Origin of the sequence: Pelorhabdus rhamnosifermentans (assembly GCF_018835585.1) — a bacterium.
GTDB classification, from domain to species: Bacteria; Bacillota; Negativicutes; order UMGS1260; family UMGS1260; genus Pelorhabdus; species Pelorhabdus rhamnosifermentans.
This window is the reverse complement of the sequence record NZ_JAHGVE010000026.1, coordinates 22,760-40,581: the sequence shown is the minus strand read 5'-3', so window position 1 is coordinate 40,581 and position 17,822 is coordinate 22,760. Positions and strand designations below refer to the sequence as shown.

General features: G+C 41.1%; 19 protein-coding genes and 1 riboswitch. Of the genes, 2 read left to right on the top strand and 17 right to left on the bottom strand.

Annotation, left to right across the window (positions count from 1 at the left end):
• Window positions 1-14: 14 nt before the first annotated feature.
• From Ga0466249_RS21465 to lysA, 4 genes are all read right to left on the bottom strand, one after another.
• The gene (locus Ga0466249_RS21465; RefSeq protein WP_215831537.1) at window positions 15-1,010 is read right to left on the bottom strand and encodes an inorganic phosphate transporter; all 996 of its coding nucleotides are present in this window, start codon (window positions 1,008-1,010) and stop codon (window positions 15-17) included.
• Window positions 1,003-1,632, bottom strand: a complete 630-nt coding sequence (locus Ga0466249_RS21460) for a DUF47 domain-containing protein (RefSeq protein ID WP_215831536.1) — start codon at window positions 1,630-1,632, stop codon at window positions 1,003-1,005. The genes Ga0466249_RS21465 and Ga0466249_RS21460 overlap by 8 nt, the downstream gene beginning before the upstream one ends.
• A 91-nt stretch (window positions 1,633-1,723) precedes the next feature.
• Window positions 1,724-3,223, bottom strand: a complete 1,500-nt coding sequence (locus Ga0466249_RS21455; RefSeq protein WP_215831535.1) for a phosphate--AMP phosphotransferase — start codon at window positions 3,221-3,223, stop codon at window positions 1,724-1,726.
• 211 nt (window positions 3,224-3,434) lie between these two features.
• On the bottom strand, window positions 3,435-4,718 hold the full coding sequence (lysA, locus tag Ga0466249_RS21450) for a diaminopimelate decarboxylase (RefSeq protein ID WP_215831534.1): 1,284 nt from the start codon (window positions 4,716-4,718) through the stop codon (window positions 3,435-3,437).
• Window positions 4,719-4,806: 88 nt separating this feature from the next.
• Window positions 4,807-4,976: riboswitch (Lysine riboswitch) on the bottom strand.
• A gap of 254 nt (window positions 4,977-5,230) precedes the next feature.
• Between lysA and hsp18 the strand changes: the two genes are divergently transcribed.
• Window positions 5,231-5,674, top strand: coding sequence for a heat shock protein Hsp18 (gene hsp18 / locus Ga0466249_RS21445; protein WP_215831533.1), 444 nt, complete (start codon window positions 5,231-5,233; stop codon window positions 5,672-5,674).
• A gap of 54 nt (window positions 5,675-5,728) precedes the next feature.
• On the opposite strand, the gene Ga0466249_RS21440 is transcribed toward hsp18, so the two are convergent.
• From Ga0466249_RS21440 to Ga0466249_RS21390, 11 genes are all read right to left on the bottom strand, one after another.
• The gene (locus Ga0466249_RS21440) at window positions 5,729-7,054 is read right to left on the bottom strand and encodes an amidohydrolase (RefSeq protein ID WP_215831532.1); all 1,326 of its coding nucleotides are present in this window, start codon (window positions 7,052-7,054) and stop codon (window positions 5,729-5,731) included.
• Between the two features lie 83 nt (window positions 7,055-7,137).
• A complete protein-coding gene (locus Ga0466249_RS21435; RefSeq protein WP_215831531.1) occupies window positions 7,138-7,632 on the bottom strand; it encodes a metallophosphoesterase in 495 nt (164 codons plus the stop codon).
• The gene (locus tag Ga0466249_RS21430) at window positions 7,629-8,243 is read right to left on the bottom strand and encodes an XTP/dITP diphosphatase (RefSeq protein WP_281422691.1); all 615 of its coding nucleotides are present in this window, start codon (window positions 8,241-8,243) and stop codon (window positions 7,629-7,631) included. Before Ga0466249_RS21430 ends, Ga0466249_RS21435 begins: the two co-directional genes overlap by 4 nt.
• Window position 8,244: 1 nt before the next feature.
• A complete protein-coding gene (gene rph, locus Ga0466249_RS21425; RefSeq protein ID WP_246588946.1) occupies window positions 8,245-8,982 on the bottom strand; it encodes a ribonuclease PH in 738 nt (245 codons plus the stop codon).
• 33 nt (window positions 8,983-9,015) lie between these two features.
• A complete protein-coding gene (locus Ga0466249_RS21420) occupies window positions 9,016-10,326 on the bottom strand; it encodes a histone deacetylase family protein (RefSeq protein ID WP_215831530.1) in 1,311 nt (436 codons plus the stop codon).
• Window positions 10,319-11,986: a hydantoinase/oxoprolinase family protein gene (locus tag Ga0466249_RS21415; RefSeq protein ID WP_312889817.1), complete on the bottom strand. Its 1,668-nt coding sequence runs from the start codon at window positions 11,984-11,986 to the stop codon at window positions 10,319-10,321. Before Ga0466249_RS21415 ends, Ga0466249_RS21420 begins: the two co-directional genes overlap by 8 nt.
• Window positions 11,987-12,089: 103 nt before the next feature.
• Window positions 12,090-12,752 (bottom strand): coenzyme F420-0:L-glutamate ligase, encoded by a 663-nt coding sequence (locus Ga0466249_RS21410; protein WP_215831528.1) that lies wholly within the window; start codon window positions 12,750-12,752, stop codon window positions 12,090-12,092.
• A 13-nt stretch (window positions 12,753-12,765) separates the two neighbouring features.
• Complete coding sequence (locus Ga0466249_RS21405; protein ID WP_215831527.1) at window positions 12,766-13,311, bottom strand: hypothetical protein; 546 nt, start codon at window positions 13,309-13,311, stop codon at window positions 12,766-12,768.
• A gap of 272 nt (window positions 13,312-13,583) precedes the next feature.
• On the bottom strand, window positions 13,584-13,982 hold the full coding sequence (locus Ga0466249_RS21400; protein WP_215831526.1) for an acyl-CoA thioesterase: 399 nt from the start codon (window positions 13,980-13,982) through the stop codon (window positions 13,584-13,586).
• Window positions 13,983-13,995: 13 nt separating this feature from the next.
• Window positions 13,996-14,406, bottom strand: a complete 411-nt coding sequence (locus tag Ga0466249_RS21395) for a DUF3842 family protein (RefSeq protein WP_215831525.1) — start codon at window positions 14,404-14,406, stop codon at window positions 13,996-13,998.
• A gap of 136 nt (window positions 14,407-14,542) precedes the next feature.
• Entirely contained in the window at window positions 14,543-14,845 is a 303-nt protein-coding gene (locus Ga0466249_RS21390) for a hypothetical protein (protein WP_215831524.1), read from the bottom strand.
• 242 nt (window positions 14,846-15,087) lie between these two features.
• On the opposite strand from Ga0466249_RS21390, the gene Ga0466249_RS21385 reads away from it, so the two are divergent.
• Entirely contained in the window at window positions 15,088-15,828 is a 741-nt protein-coding gene (locus Ga0466249_RS21385; RefSeq protein WP_215831523.1) for a polysaccharide deacetylase family protein, read from the top strand.
• 28 nt (window positions 15,829-15,856) lie between these two features.
• Here the strand turns inward: Ga0466249_RS21385 and Ga0466249_RS21380 are convergent, their stop codons facing one another.
• Together Ga0466249_RS21380 and Ga0466249_RS21375 are read right to left on the bottom strand one after the other, a co-directional pair.
• Window positions 15,857-16,204, bottom strand: coding sequence for an HAD domain-containing protein (locus Ga0466249_RS21380; RefSeq protein WP_215831522.1), 348 nt, complete (start codon window positions 16,202-16,204; stop codon window positions 15,857-15,859).
• A gap of 382 nt (window positions 16,205-16,586) precedes the next feature.
• Window positions 16,587-17,462, bottom strand: a complete 876-nt coding sequence (locus tag Ga0466249_RS21375) for a DMT family transporter (protein WP_215831521.1) — start codon at window positions 17,460-17,462, stop codon at window positions 16,587-16,589.
• Window positions 17,463-17,822: the final 360 nt, after the last annotated feature.

Below are 17,822 nucleotides of genomic sequence, written 5' to 3'. Positions count from 1 at the left end.
TTTAACGGTACCCATTAAGGCCACATAATCATCACAAGCTGATAAATACAAGCGCTTGTTAGAGCGCTTAGCGGAATAGTTAGAACCCAAGCCACCAGCATTTGCCTAGCCACAGTCCAACGAACGGCGTGAATGCGTTTGGCTGAACCCACTCCCATGATTGATCCTGCCACAACATGAGTTGTACTAACAGGTAAATTCAATAACGTCGAAGAAAAAATGACTGTCGCTGAGTTAAGATCGGCAGAAAACCCGTTAATCGGCTCCATTTTAAAAATTCGACCGCCCATAGTTTTAATAATTTTCCAACCACCAATAGCCGTACCAGAAGCCATAGCAGTTGCACAAACAAGTTTCACCCATGTAGGAACTTCTAAAGCGGGTATATAGCCAGCGCTAAGCAAGGCTAAGGTAATGATGCCCATAGATTTCTGAGCATCATTAGACCCATGAGAAAAAGACATGAGGCCTGCCGAAATCAGTTGCATCCGTTTAAAACCCGTATTAAGCTTTGAAGGCGAAAAACGCCCAAATCCCCATAGCATAAGTATCATAATAGCATAACCTGTAATAAGAGCCACAATAGGGGACAGCACCAATGAAAGAACAATCTTCTCAATTCCTGCAAAATTCAAATTACTAGGTCCAACACTCACTAAAACAGATCCCATTAATCCGCCAATTAAGGCATGTGAAGAACTACTAGGAATAGCATACCACCAAGTAACAAGATTCCAAATAATTGCTGCTGCCAAAGCCGTAACAATCATAGGCTGAGTAACAACTGCAGCTGAACGAACAATATCGCCGCCAATTGTTTTGGCCACACCTGTACTAAACATAGCACCGCCAAAATTTAAAACAGCTGACATTAAAATAGCCTGACTTGGCGCAAGCGCCCGCGTAGAAACAGATGTAGCAATGGCATTGGCTGTATCATGAAATCCGTTAATATAATCAAAAACAAGTGCAAAAGCAACAACAACAAAGACAATCGACATATCAGGCATATTTTAGCAGAACTCCCTTGAGTAGATCAGCAACACCTTCGCAGTCATCTAACGCATCTTCAAGCAGCATTAAAATCTCTTTCCATTTAATTAATTCAATCGGATCCTTGCACTCGCGAAAGAGCTTGGCCATTTCCTGACGATACAAACGGTCACCCTTGGATTCAGTATCAACAATCCGGGCACAACGCGCCTCAAGCTTCAGACGCTTCTTTTTCATATCAGGTAAATAGGAACAGGCCTTTTCCAATTGTCGAGCACTCTTTACGACGAGTGATGCAAGTTCTATCGCCCCAGCAGAAGCCGCACCTGCATTGTAAAGTGTCATGCGCTCGGCAATGCCTTGAACGCCATCAATAACATCATCAATTTTTTGTGCTAATGCGTAAATATCTTCACGATCAAGGGGTGTAATAAAAGTATCATTTAAACGACTAATAATTTTATCCGTGATTTTATCTGCATCTTTTTCAAGCACATCGACCTTTGTAAATAATTCCTCCACATTTGCCGGTTCATTCATCGCTTCAAACAGCAAATCGGCACTCTCTCGAACAATTGCCGTTAATTCAGAAATATATTGATAAAACGCTTCGTCACTGGGTTTGAGTCGCAATCCCATTGTTGTCCCCCCTCAAAATCTACCTACTTGATTATATCTTATATGAACGCTTCTTGTCGAATAAAGTTAACAATTTTTTTATTATTCTCTTCTATTGAAGAAATTTTTCTACGTCTTTAATGATCGTCTTCAACACCTTTAGCCGTGCATAAGATTTGCAATTTGCTTCGACAATCGTCCAAGGAGCATAGGTTGTACTCGTTCGAAAAAACATCTCATCTATTGCCTCTTCATATTGTGCCCATTTTTCACGATTTCGCCAATCTTCGCCTGTAATTTTCCATTGCTTATCTGGATTTGAAAGACGTTCTGTAAAACGCCGTTGTTGTTCATCTTGATCAATATGTAGCCAAAGCTTCACAATCGTACCGCCATAATGAATCCACTGTTCTTCCATTTCATTCATTTCACGATACGCGCGGCGCCACTCTCCTTCTGTACAATACCCCTCTACCCTTTCTACAAGAACTCGACCATACCAACTGCGATCAAAAATAGCAATATGCCCCTGCTTGGGCATGGCACGCCAAAATCGCCACAAATAATGATGATTCAGTTCCTCATCATTCGGAGCCGAAATGGGAATGACCGTATACCCACGAGGATCCATATTTTGTGCTAGGCGCCTGATAGCCCCCCCTTTTCCTGCGGCATCCCAACCTTCAAGCACAACAAGGACAGGCATTTTTTTCTTATAAATAATATACTCTATTTCCCGAATACGTTTTTGATACATCTTAAGCTTTTCTTGATATTCGTCAGCGGAAACAGTAACAGATAAATCCACTTCACTCAACAATGAGCTTTTTAATGATTTAAGATCAACTAAAGACACAGCCGAAGCGATACTTGGCAATAGAGTGGACTCTTTTTTAGAAGACACTTTGGTAATTCTTGCTTCCAAAGCTTGTGCCACAGCTGTTAAAATTTTAACTGTAGCAAAACGCTTATCTGTCGCTTCAACAATCAGCCAGGGAGCAAAATCCGAATCGGTTTTTTCCATCATCTCTTCTACAGCACAACGATAGGCATCATAATCACGATGATGCGTCCAGTCTTCTTCCGTTACCCGCCAAGCGGTTGCTTCACTGGCAGAAAGTTTTTCTAAACGTTCTTTCTGCTCTTTGCGACTAATATGCAAAAAGAATTTGATGACGATCATTCCTTCGTCAACAAGCTGTCGCTCAAAAGAAGGAATTTCATGATAAGCATGATGCAATTCCTTCTCGGTGGCTTGCTTCTCCACTTTTTCCACAAGCACACGCTGATACCAACTTCGATCAAAAATAGCCATACGCCCCTTGGAAGGGATCTTCGTCCAAAACCGCCAAAAATAGGGTCGGACAGACTCTTCATCATTCGGCTCATGAATGGCAAACACCTGAACTCCACGGGGGTCAAGTGACTGGATAAGTTCATTAATTAATGTACCCTTTCCAGCGGCCTTCCAGCCTTCAAATACGATACTGACGGGAATGTTTAAATCTTTGGCCTGCCGCTGCAAAGCTCCAACATGCATGCGAAGTTCATCAATTACCTTTTTGTAATCCTCTTTGACCAGCTTCTTCTTCAAATCAACTTTTTCTAACACCTTTGCCCCGCCCTTCCAATTTGACAGTAAAACCATTTTAACAATGACTTAATCTAAGTTTAACACTTTTCGCCACTCTTCGGCATATAATATCATTGTAAGTAAGAATAATCTCTAGCTGACTTGACAAATGCAGGTACAGCGAAAAAAGCCAGAAGGAAGCAATAGTCTCAGCGCTTCCTTCTGGTTTTTTCTAATGCAAATAGCTATGTTATTTTTTCGCTGCTGCAGCCAAATTCGTAGTGACACAATCAAAATCTAGTGTGGCAAAATAGTCATTTAATGTTTCAGCACGACGAATCTGTTTCACACTGCCATCTGCTTGGAGCAGAAGTTCAGCTGAACGAAGCTTGCCATTATAATTAAAACCCATCGAATGCCCATGAGCCCCAGCATCATGAATAACAACAAGGTCACCGATCTCAATCTGTGGTAAAGAACGATCAATAGCAAATTTATCATTATTCTCGCAAAGAGATCCTGTCACATCATAAACATGATCACAAGGCTGGTTTTCTTTACCCATGACTGTGATGTGGTGGTAAGAACCATAAAGAGCGGGGCGCATTAAATTTGCCATACAAGCATCTAAGCCAATATAGTGCTTATAAATATTTTTTTCATGAATCACTCGCGATACAAGATAACCATAAGGACCTGTAATCATACGGCCACATTCCATCATTAATTTTAAAGGATGAAGACCCGCAGACTTAATTTTTAGTTCATAAGCCTCTTGAATCGCTTTACCGAGAAATTCCAAATCAACAGGCTGCTGAGCTAATTGGTAAGGAACTCCAATCCCGCCGCCCAAATTAATAAATTCCAATTTAATACCTAGTTTTTGATAAATTTCTACAGCCAAATCAAACATCATATTCGCTGTTCCCAACAGTCCTGCCGTATCAAGTTCGTTCGACACAACCATGGTATGAATACCAAAACGTTTTACGCCTTTATCACGAACGGTCTTATAAGCTTCAAAAATTTGTTCTTTCGTCAAACCATATTTTGCTTCTTCAGGATATCCGATAATACTATTGCCGCTTTCGACAAGCGGTCCAGGATTATAGCGAAAACAAATGAGTTGCGGCAGACCAACCTGCTCTTCTAAAAACTCAATATGCGTAATGTCATCTAAATTAATAATCGCTCCAAGCTCACAGGCCTTTTGAAATTCGCCATCCGGTGTATTATTAGATGTAAACATAATATTTTCGCCCGTAATACCCGCTTTCTCACATAAAATTAATTCAGCCAGAGAACTGCAATCACCACCAAGACCTTCTTGACGAAGTATTTCAAGAATGGCAGGATTCGGTGTAGCTTTTACGGCAAAATATTCTTTAAACGCAGGTGCCCATGAAAAAGCGTCAAGAAAGCGACGAACATTGTCACGAATAGCCTGCTCATCATAAATATGAAACGGTGTAGGAAAGGACTTAGTGATTTCTTCAATTTTCGCCTGGGAAAATGGTACTTTTTTTACAGACATAGATCTTGCCTCCTCTAAATTATCACTAAAAATAATAGAAACGGCTGCGAGATATTCTCGCAACCGCTTATCATCAAATTACCAAGCTTTGCAAGATAGCACTCCACCCCTTTTGGATGACAGTCAAGTACTTTTTCAGTAACCTAACCAACAATAATCCTTGTCAAAAATTATTGTTTCGGCGGATGTGCCTTTCTGTCCCTTCACCGTTGACCACTCCAGAACATACTCTTCACTAACCGCGCCTCTATCACAAATCATTATAGAATTATATATGTTGTAGTATATAGTTTTTTACCTATCCTTGTCAACTTATTTTTCATCATTTATCACAAAGACGATTGGACGACTACGGTAAAAAAAGAACTAGATATAGTTATCTAAATTAGAATATTAGGCCTAAATAACAAGTATTTATTATATTTGACCTTTTATAAAATTAGACTTTTATTGACCTTTATATTATACTTTAATTGTAAAAAAAACAGCTACATTTTAAGGAGGTTAAGGTTATGTTTGACATGGTTCCTTTTAACAGAAGTTCATTACCAACAAAGCGGGGTGACTATTTCAGTCATTTTCTTGACAACTTTTTTGATGAAGACTTTTTTGCTCCCTTGAGTCAATTCGGGTCCTCTTTCCGCGCAGATCTCAAAGAAACAACAGAAGCTTATCAAATTGAGGCTGATTTACCAGGTATCAAAAAAGATGCCATTGCCTTAAAATATGCTGACAGCTATTTAACGATTTCAGCAAAACGTGAAGATACTGTGGAAACGAATGAGGATAATTATGTACGACGTGAACGCAAATTCGGCCAATTTCAACGCAGCTTCTTCATTGATAATGTTGACGAAGATAAAATCTCCGCTGAATTCAATGACGGCGTACTCCTCATTACTTTACCAAAAAAAGATCCGTCACTTCACGAACCACACCAAATTCCTATTAAATAAAAAAGGTTAATAAAAAAGCAGGATACATTTCCTGCTTTTTTTGTTATTTTGCTATTATAAACTTTCATGACTCCGAATAATCTCATGATACAAAGCAGACAAAAACTCCGCACCATTTTGAATAACGCGTTCATCCACATCAAATTGTGAGTGATGATGGCCTCCATAAGTAGGTGTACCATAAACAGCAAACAATGCTTTGCCACCATGTGACTGCACACGGTCCATAAAGACAGTACAATCTTCTGAAGCATTAAGCGAAACTTCGGGCCATACCTTAAGAACAGATGGCAACTTTTCCGCAACCGTTGTAGCCAAATCAACGAGTTCGGGATCATTTTTTCCTGTTAATCCCGTTGCAGCCGGTTTGATGTCACATTCTAAATCATACATACTCGCCGCGCCAGCCAACACTTCTTTGGCTTTTTTCACCATATAGTCATTAATTTCATTCGTTTCGCCCCGGGTTTCCAACCAAAAATAGGCTTTGTCCGGAATAACATTCCAGGAATCACCAGCCTTAACAACACCTACATTAATCCGTGAAGCCCCGCTGCTATGACGAGCAATAGCATATAAATTCGTAATAGCCGCACAAGCACCAAGTAAGGCATTTTTTCCATCTTCAGGCCGAACAGCAGCATGCGCGGAACGTCCGGAAAAGGTGACTTCAAATCGGGAAAGTGCCAAAAAGCTGTGCACATTGACGGCAATATGACCCGTTTGAGTAATATTGAGTCCCACATGTCCTCCAAAAAGATAGTCTAAGTCATCAACGACTCCTTTTTCGGCCATAGCCAAAGCACCTGACATATTTTCTTCATTAGGCTGGAAGATAAACTTAATTTTACCTTGAATTTTATCGCGATTATCACTAAAATACTTTGCTAATAATAATCCCATGGCTGTATGGACATCATGACCGCACAAATGAGCATATCCCTGCTCATTTGATAAGAACCCTTCCACAAAAGGTCGATGGTTGTCACTCGTAGATTCAGTCACATCATTCGAGTCAATATCAAACCGAAAACCGATAGTCGGACCAGGCTTTGGTCCCAAAATTGTAGCCACAACTCCAGTAAAACCGCCAGCTGCCTTGGCCACATAGTCTGCTATTGCACCTGCTGCAATAGCCCGCTTGGACTCCCGCTTCAATGTCGCTTCATCAGGCGGAAGCAATTGATGATCAGTCGCAATAATATCCCTGCCAAGTTTAAGATCATAACCCCAGTCGGAAAGTTTTTCAGCAACAAAAGCCGTAGCATAAAATTCCAGCCAGGCACTTTGGGCATTTTGATGGAGTTTACGCCGCCACTTGACGGCTTCAGGGTAATGAATAGTAATAGAGTCCTCAGGTAAATAAGATAATTTATTCATGACACACATCCTTACTTATTTTGGTAAAAATAAAAATTCCATTTTAATACAAAACAGAGGTCCAATGGCCTCTGTTTTATGGTCTATGTCACTTTTGCTGTATCAATTTCAACAATACGCGGCCTAAACTGTCCCGTCGCCGTAATATCGATTAAAGCAATCGTCGGTTTCCGCCCAATCCCAGGCAGAGCCACACTGCCTGGATTGACTAACAGCAGCTGTCCATCTGTCGTAATTTGCGGCACATGGGTATGACCAAAAACAACTAACTGCACCTCATACTGATGGCCCCACCAGGCAAGCTCCCTTATTCCACTCTTTACTTGATAACGATGACCATGAGTTAACCAAATCTTCTTGCCTCTTACTTCGATAAATTCATCCCACTTGGCTGTTGGCATGCCGTCCGTATTCCCAGCTACAGCCGTAACAGGTAATTTCGCTAATTGAGCCAAAAACAATGCATCACGCGCATAATCACCTGCATGAAGCCAACAATCAACAGGAGAAATAACTGCCAATGTTCGTCGAATGGCCGCAACATCACCATGACTATCACTCATAATACCAATTCTCATTTTAAATACTCCTGAAGTTTATCTACAAGTTTACCAAGAGCCTGCCCACGATGACTGATCTGATTTTTTTCTTCAACAGTCACTTCAGCCAACGTTTTATTCAGCTTAGGCATAAAAAACAGCGGATCATAGCCAAACCCATGTTCTCCCCTTGGCTGCTGCAAAATCTCGCCTTCACATACACCCTCCGTCGTCAACACGAACCCATGAAGATCGCCTGATTCAACTAAGGCAAGAACGCAGCGAAATCGTCCCGTCCGCTTGGCTTCCGGCATGGCTGCAAGGGCTTGCAATAATTTATGATTATTCTCTTTATCTGTCGCATGCTCACCAGCATAACGAGCAGAATAAACACCAGGCGCTTTACCGAGACTATCTACTTCTAAGCCCGAATCGTCAGCTAAACAAGGCTTGCCTGTTAACGCGGCATAATAGCGGGCTTTAAGCAGGGCATTTTCCTCAAAAGTACCGCCATTTTCTATTGGTTCAGGAAAAGTTCCGCAATCGGCCAAGGACAAAACTTTAATTGGCAAATGCCTCATTGCCTGGGAAATTTCTTTCACTTTACCTGCATTTTGTGTTGCTACAATAATTTCTTGTATTTTTTCCAATCTAACTCCCTACTTTCGCCGCATTTTCCCCGAGAAGCTTTTTTTGTATTTCAATCAACTGTGCTACTCCATGTTCACCAAGCGTTAATAACTGCTGAAGTTGCTGCTTCGTAAAGGGATGTTCTTCTCCTGTACCTTGCACTTCTACATACTGTCCCTTGCCTGTCATAACCACATTCATGTCTACGACAGCACGCGAATCTTCAGCATAACATAAGTCTAAAACAGACGTTTCATCAAGTACACCCACACTGATGGCGGCTAAAAAATCCCGAATAGGAAAAGGTTTGTCTGCTGCTAAATTCAAAGAAGCCACAGCATCAACTAAAGCAATGAAAGCTCCTGTAATGGACGCGGTCCGCGTACCACCATCAGCCTGCAAGACATCACAGTCAAGCCAAACGGTTTTTTCACCAAGCAGATTCAAATCAACGACACTGCGCAGTGCCCGACCAATGAGTCGCTGAATCTCCTGTGTTCTTCCTGTCTGTTTTCCTCTAGTCGCCTCTCTTGAATTACGAACCTGCGTTGACCGGGGGAGCAAAGAATATTCTGCTGTAATCCAGCCCTTCCCAGTTCCTTTCATAAAATGGGGCACCTTGTCTTCAATGGTAGCCGCACAAATAACTTTCGTTTCACCGCACTCAATTAACACCGAACCTTCAGCATATTTTAAATAATTGCGTGTAATTTTTATCTTGCGCAATTCATCTTCCCTGCGTTCATCTATTCTGATCATAACATTCCTCCTAGTATGTAGCGCACTCCGCTGCTACTTAATGGTTTCCAGTGTATCTTGTTCTTTATCTTGAATAAAATAATGATCATAGCGTCCCAATTTGATTTCTTTACTTACAGCATCCTTGGCGGCACATCGACAGGCCGGACAAGCATCCTGCTCAATAATCGCTGCAAAAGCCGACTGACTATCATAATAAGCCGTTTCTGCTTGTGTGGCAATCGTCATAAAACCACGGCACTGAGGACACAGCCGCACTTTTTCGGTCTGCTTTTCTTGAATTCCACTGTCATCATAGTAAATATTTTTCTGTCTCACGAAATAATCGCCCCATTTGGCGATTTGTTCTTTCGCCAGTTGCTCGCGATTCTTCCACACTGTCCACTGCTGCTGAACTAATTTCTCCATATAGCCTAGATTGGACTTTCCTTGTTTGGATAAAATATCCGGTTCAATGACCTGGCTATAATCAAGCCCTGCCATCGCAAGTATAATACCTACATTAACATAAGGCAAAGCGGCCTCAATGGAATAGCCGCCTTCAAGAACAGCCACATCAGCTTTTAGTTTATCTGCCAGCCGGGCATAACCTTGAGCTGTAATGGCCATATTTGCCAAGGGATCGCTATAATGGTTATCTTGTCCGGCCGAGTTAATAATCATGTCTGGCTGAAAATCCTCCAAAATCGGCAAAACGAAATGATCCAGCATATAATGCAGTCCCTCATCATCCGTCCCTGGCGGCAGCGGCAAATTCAATGTCGTACCAAAAGCCTTGGGACCACCTAATTCATTAGTAAAACCAGTGCCGGGATAAAGCGTCCGGCCATCTTGATGAAATGAAATAAACAACGTATCAGGATCATGATAGAAAATATCCTGCGTACCATCACCATGATGAACATCTGTATCAACAATAGCTACTTTTTTTATACCAAAATGTTTACGCATATGAGCAATCATAATGGCTTCAATATTGACAGTGCAAAAACCACGCGTACCATGAACCATCCGCATTGCATGGTGTCCTGGCGGACGTACAAGTGCAAAGGCACGTTTCACTTCACCATTTTTCACAGCACGCGCAGCCGTAATGGCTCCACCTGCCGATACAAAATGAGCATCTTTAATATGACTTCTAAGATTAGGAACGCCAATATGAACGCGTTCCAAATCACGCAGTGTAGCAAGCTGCGGCTTATATTCATGAATTTGAGGCAGATCAAGCAGCCCCTCTTCAACAATTTGATCACGTGTATAAAGCAGCCGCTCTTCCCGTTCAGGATGAGTCGGTGTAATAGCCCAGTCAAAGGCTGGGAAGAACACGAGTCCGAGCTTATTCATGTCTGACTCCTCCTTGCCCTTCGTTAAAATACATGAGCACACCCGGTTTAATTTGCAAACTACAGGAAATCATTTTACCAATCGTACTAAACCCGCGAATCATATTAAATTCTTCCGTATAGACTTCTTCCAGATCTGTCGAACGAATCCCTGCTTCTCTTGCCCGCTCCAGCAAATGATCCGCCAGAATTTTTCTTGCATCATCTAAGGTAAACTGAGGGCTGTGAATAGGTTGCTTTAACAGCAATTCAGGTATAGAATAAAATCCTTCTGCCGTATCAGCCCGCATGGTCAAACTCATTGTAGGACGAGCCACAGCTGCGCCAATGGCATTCGCAATTTCAGCTCTAGGTGGCACGATGTAAGAAACTCCCAACTGTTTAGCAATAACAGGCACAAAGCCTGCCGCTGCCCCCCCCACACCAATCAATTCATGCGGCATAAAGGGATCAGGATGAATCATATCATTCACGGTATACACAGGCTGTGCAATTTCTTCCGTAATCGTATCCTCAATAGCTTGACGAACAATATAGGCAGCTTCCGCAATCACCTGATTGGCGACATCTTGAACACTCTGCCCCGGCAAAGCAAGACTCGCCATAGCGGCAATAGCCGCCTCCTTATTGCCAAAGACGCGATCTCCCCGAGCAATCATGGCATCAGAAAGAGTCGGCTCCTTTCCGCCCACAGCCATAGCGGGTCCCAACCGCATGGGGCCAACGACAATTTTGTCTGATTCACGTCGGACATAGCTGTCACCACCAATCCCCACCGAATGCAGTCGGAAGGCCCTGACTGCCGTATTATAACCAGCAATGGTTGCTCCCCGTTCAGCGAACAAAGGTTTCCCCTTACGCCACAGAGCAATATCTGTTGTTGTCCCCCCAATATCCAGCGAAATAGTGTCAGCCATCGATGGTTGAAGAGCCATGACGCCAAGCACACTTGCCGCAGGTCCAGTAAAGAAGGACTCTATAGGATAGTCCTTAGCCAGTGCTAAAGGCAGTGTTCCTCCATCAGCTTTTAAAATATGGACAGGTGCCGTAATCGCACGCTTAGCAAGCGCTTCTTCCATAGCTTGAGCAAATTTCTCAAAAACAAAATAGCAGGCCGCATTATAATAAGCTGAATTCGTTCTCCGAATAAAATTCAGCGAGCCACTCACCTTTGACGCAGCGATGACCAAACGCGGCTTACATTTACCCAGCCATTCACTCACTTGCTGCTCATTGACAGGATTACGCACAGCAAATTTTCCAGCCACAGCAAAAATCTTGCCAGGCAAAGTGGCCTGGGCTAAAACTTCTTGTTCATTGGGTCTTTTAACAACACGACCACGATGATCGATATAACCCGAAACAAGAGCAGGCTTTACAGGAAAGAGCCCCTCCGTATTGAGCCCCGGACCAGGCATAAGGACAATCTTAACTTCACTAATTGCTCCTTGAATAATGGCATTCGTCACAACAGTTGTCGAAAGAGCTACTCTCTCAATAACTAATGGCGAGCCACTTGGAACAGCAAGATCAATAGCAGCTAAAATACCAATAAGCAAATCATCGTGAGTAGTCGGTGCCTTGCTTTGACTAATAACCTTGCCGTCTTCTACAAGTACGGCATCTGTAAATGTTCCGCCAACATCAATTCCTAACCACACTTTGATTCCCTCTTTCATTATTTATCAGCTTAAATAACATAAATAAGCCTACAACGTACAAAACAGAGGATAGGTTGAATCTATCCTCTGTTTTATCAGCCTCTTACGCCTGTGCATGCGCTGCAGCTGCAGCATAATTTTTTATAATGACAATGGGTGTCTGCTGACTCGCATTACCGAAAGGATTGTTAATTAATATTTTAGCAAGTTCCGGCGCAGCCAGTCCATCGCTTGTTCCCACAATAAGCGACCTTTTTAAATCATTCACATCAGCCACAGCCGCACCGTAACAGCCCAGCCGTTCCTTAATGCTCTGAGCTACCTCTGATGCATTAGCCGGTCCATAGACAAGACACTTATCAAAAGGCGGCATCGTCCCAGTAACATCATCAATCAGTGCCGCCTGGCGTCCGGCCATGTTATAGAAAACGCCGCTCTTACCCAAAAGTTTTCCGAAGATACCCGCAATCATAGCAAAGAGCACGCGATATTTTCCTTCCATATCCATAACAGCCTGCATACCGGCAACACTTGACATGCTTCCCTCTTGCGGAATAAACCGACAGAGCACCTTGGCAAGAAAACAAGGATCAAGATCTTCAGGACGAGTTAAACGCCCCTGAGTAATGGCTACGACACTTTCAGCTACTGTAATCACATCATTCGGACCAATTTTATCTTTCACATACTGCGCTAGAATATCTACAATATTATCTTTATCTGTTAAAATACGTGTACGCACTGGTACAAGTTCTAATTCCGACATTGTCAAGCCTCCTTTACTCACTCCGCTGGTGATCCTGCTTATTTTGAAAAGCCAAGCGTGCTTCATCTGCACTAAACAGTAACCTATTTTTCGAAATATACCAAGGGCTGCGTGCTACAATCTGATAAACAACATCCACTGTCATATCCACCATATCAGCTAGTGCTTTTTCAATAGAGCCTTTTTTTGCAGTCAGTCGAACTGTTGCAACAGCCGTACCACCCGTATGTTTAGGAACAATAACCGCTTCCCAATAACCATCTGTACGAAACAACTCTTCATTCGTTAAACGCGAATATACCTCCACAGCATCATACTGCTCAAAAGGCAGCAAATGCCGTGTATAAGCATCCATAATCGTACCATCTTGACTACCGCGGTTAATAAAAGGAACCTTTGCAGAAAATGTCACGCTATTGTCATGAAGCTCTTCCACTTCCCAGGGCGTCCTTTGATTAACTAAAAACTCAAACTCAGCATCCCCTTGTTGGGCAATAAAAAGCCAAACCGCTGCAATAACAATAATTGCCAGCAAGAGTACTATCATTAATCCATTCACGTAAATGCCTCCATCTCTTCATAATAACATGTTCCATTTATAAAAAGCTTCCATCCTTTGATGCAGGAATCGTAAGACTTTAATTAACAGTACATTCATTCTTTTGTCAAAAGGAAAATCCGCCAATTCCTAAATCAAATACACTGCCACATACTTAATATCTTAAATACCCCCTAGGCTTATCAAAAATATTCTGTCTAGCTTCTTTAACTTCTATACTACTGATTGCATAACCAGCCTCTTCAAAACCTACTTTTCAATAGAAATAACAGCTACACACTCTCCCTAAGCGGTTCATAATAACAATCAGGCAAACGAATAATCTTGCCCTTCCCATCCGTAAAAACATTTTGTGTCTCGCCTGTAGCAAGCAAAGTAGTGTCGGCTTCTTTCATTACCTCATAAGTGAAGACCATCTTTACCTTTGAAACCTCTTTCAATGTTGTCTGGATCAGGACAATATCATCAAAACGGGCGGAAGACCGATATTTACAGGAAACATCTGTAATAGGAAAAACAATATTCTGTGCAAGCAGCTCATTCAATGAGATGCCAATACTGCGCAAATATTCAACACGTCCCATTTCAAACCAATTAAAATACTTGGAGTGATGGACAACTCCCATCAAATCTGTTTCAACAAAACGAACCTTATCTTTTACAGTAATCATAATAACACTCCTTCTACACGCACAAAGCTGTAATACAATTAACAGCCTCTTTAATCCAAAAAGCCAGCGGACGACTTTCAAGCCCAGCAATTTCAAAATGATTTTGTTTGACAGGAATTAAAATCTTACGTGCTCTTACTGTGGCAACAGCCTCAGCAATGCGCGGCGTAATCTCTCCCATAAGCGCATTCGGAATAACAATCCCAATAGGTCCCACAACAATATCACTCTGCTTGACAGAAATAGCAATGGCATTTTCTCCTGTTGCCCCTCGCTGCGCTCCGGCCTTAACCATACTGTTTGTTGCTAAAGAATTAGTTCCTAAAGCAATAATCTCACCTTTAGCCCCTAACTGACTCTTCAGTTGCGTAACGAGTTGAACGCCCAATCCACCGCCCATCCCATCGATCACTGCAATAACCATCCTTGACCTCCCCTGTAAAACTTTTCCAATGCTATTTATTATAAAAAAAGCACGCTGTTAGCCTGTGGAATGCAATCAGCAATACTCGCATTAATTTTACTTTTAATTTGAACGTTTGTCAAAAAGAATTGTCTTTTTACAGCAAAGCCACCATAATCTCTTGCACACTATACTTGCGATGTTCCACCCACCACTTGGCTTTTCGTTTATCAATCAATTGTGATATACGCATATTACGGTGCAAATCCTCATTTTCTACCATCATCAAGGCTACCTCACGCAATAATTCAGATCGAATATTCATTGCTAAAGAAACTTCCGTTCTACTACCAAGCAATACAGGCAATGTCCCAAAAAGTTTTTCTTCACAGACGGGACAAAGGGTTGACACCGTTTGCTCTTCATCATATTGATGCCCGCAAATTCCCAACCTAGTCACTTTCTTCGCGTCCCCTTTCATAAATTTTTTTATCAGGCTTTCCCGTTGACCTGATAAAAAGTCTATTAAATCAAATTTCAATGTTAAACATGCTTTCCCTGCTCGATAAGCATAATATTCTTTTTTTACCTATGGCTAAAAATGAAAGGTCCTTCCATAAAATTGCTGAAAGGCGGAAATTTATGAATGATCGCGTTAATTTCTTCATAATTATTTAAAGCTCCCATATCAAGGACGGTGATATGATGAATCATCGGTATTTTTATTTAACTTGTTTTACATTTTTTATGTTTTTTATTCAAACGCAAATTGATCAAGAACTCTGGTGCAAGAGCCACATTGTAAAAGGTATTACTACAACTCACAAAGTAATTGCATTAACCTTTGACGATGGACCTCATGTCAAAGCCACTGCAAAAATACTTGATATATTAAGAGAAAAACATATACATGCTACTTTTTTTATATTAGGGGAAAATATTGATCATTCTCCTAAATTATTATCACAAGAACTAAAAGATGGTCATGAAATTGGCAACCATGGATATAGTCATAAATATTTAAATCAGCTGTCCGAAAAGGACGTTAAACAGGAAATTACTAAAACAGAAAAGCTCATCATGAAAACAACTCCTAAAGCTCCTAAGCCAGGCGTTTTTCGGCCCCCAGGTGGTCTTTACGATAAAAAAGTAGTAGAAACTGCGCTTTCATTAGGATATACTACAATTCTCTGGACAATTGACCCACGTGACTGGGCTCATACTTCAACTCAAAAAATCGTAAACTCTGTATTAGACAAGGCTAAACCTGGAAGCATCATTTTATTGCATGATGGTTTGTTTCCATTATCTACTCCCGAGGCCATTCAGTATATAATAGATAATTTACAAAAACAAGGTTATGAGTTTGTTACTGTCAGTGAATTATTACAATTGTCAGAGCAAGATGAAGTGAAACACTCCTATCACATGTATGATTGGTAACGATAAAAACCGTACTACTGCTTTCTGCTTATTTTTGATACCATGTCTTAAATTTTTTTATCTTCGACAACAGCTTACTTGGATCACCGTCAAAAGTAATTGCCCTATCGTCAATATAGACAATTGCCGGCGGCTTATGAACAACTACTTCATCAACTATAATCCCGTATTTTTTCATCCACTGCTTAATCGCTTCCATGCCACCCTCTTGGTGGCACCGAGTTGATACAACTACAACCCTATAATACTTTCGAATCGTTTCCAGCGCCTCTTTGATTCCTGGTACTGGCGGGTCCGGTATAATATCAGCCCCTTTAAAACCACTTGTATAACTATGAATGACACCATCAAAATCGAATACCACCGTTTTTGCCAAATCATTACCCCCTCTAGCTATATTCTGCTCCATTTATAACATCCTATTAACGATTAGATTCAATTTTAATCATTTATGAATTTTTCATTCAAACACATTTTAGATTTCCTACATAAAAACCAATTTTCAAGGCATACTAAAAGCACATAATTCACTTCTCTCATAAGTCAGGACTCTTAACCATGGTCCTGGCTATTTTTTATTCCTAAAAAACAAAACCCTAAGCCCTTCTACCTATACCATCCTTTCCTAAACAGGCCTATTTAACAAAAGAACTGATTAAAAAAGCTACGCCAAAAGCGCAATTTTTTTTAATCAGTTCAATTAATTACATCCAAACATTCTCTCTTAGATTAAGAATACTGCCTTCTGTTTCAGCAAACTATGCTTCTTCCTTAATAGCCAACAATACCCCACCTAAGATCAGCAAAGTACCAATCCAAAAAGCAACCCCAACTTGTTCACCCAAAAAGAACCAACCAAGTAAGGTTCCAACCAAAGGCTGAAAGAAAAAGTACAGCCCTCCACGAGTCGCATCGACCATTTGTAGCCCTTTATTCCAAAAAAAGAATGCACCTGCCGTTGAAACTATCCCAAGATACAATATTCCTCCCCATGCAATTGGCTGCATAAGCAAATGGAGTTCATCCAACTTTATTTGAGCAATGGCAAACGGTGTCATTGCTACAGTCGCTATCAAAATGGCGTATGTCGTAATGACGAGTTGTGAGTAATCGCTTGGAACTTTTTTTATAAGCACAGACATTAATGCCCAAGTTAATGCCGCTATTCCTAAGATAACACCACCAATCTGAGATGACTTCCCGACGTCTCCAATCCCTACAATCAATAATACTCCAATGGTTGCTAGACACACAGATAATACTTTTCTTGAAGTGATTTTTTCTCTTAATAGAATACGAGCGAATATAACCATGAATGCCGGAGTTGCCGAAGTAATAACTGCTCCCATTTGAGCCGAAGAAAACTTTGTCCCAACAAACTGAGCCCAGATTGAAATAAAGTATCCAATGATCCCAATAGAAAAAACCACTGGTATATCCTTGGTCTGTATTTTCCATGATTGTCGAGTAGCAACTCCAATCAGCCCCAGCGTAAACAAAGCAACTAAATATCTTAGCCAAATTAACTCTATTGGTGAGATAATTGCAAGCACCAGTTTACTCACTACATACATGCCGCCCCAGATACTTGCGGCTAAAATCAAATATATTGAGCCCATATGTCTTTTTATCACTGAAAATCCCTCCCGCTCCTTTTAATCCAACGCTTACTTTAGACGGAAGGTTATGCTCCAATGCTAATCCTTTCCGTCTAGGAATGGATTACATTGGGAACATCATTCTCAAATAAAGGCTTAAAGTACATTCCTAATCTCCCCCAATCTTTTTAATGTGAATCTGATCGTCGAAACTTATATCACCTGGCTCGATTTTAATTATTAAAAATTCCATTTTCTTCTTCAGAAGGGCACCTTCTATACAGCAATACTGTACAAAGGCACCCTTGCCCCATCATGTAGATAAAAACACAATATAATGAAATTATTTGTTCTATTTTTATTAATTCTTCTTATTTAAAAAAACTCCTTTTCACG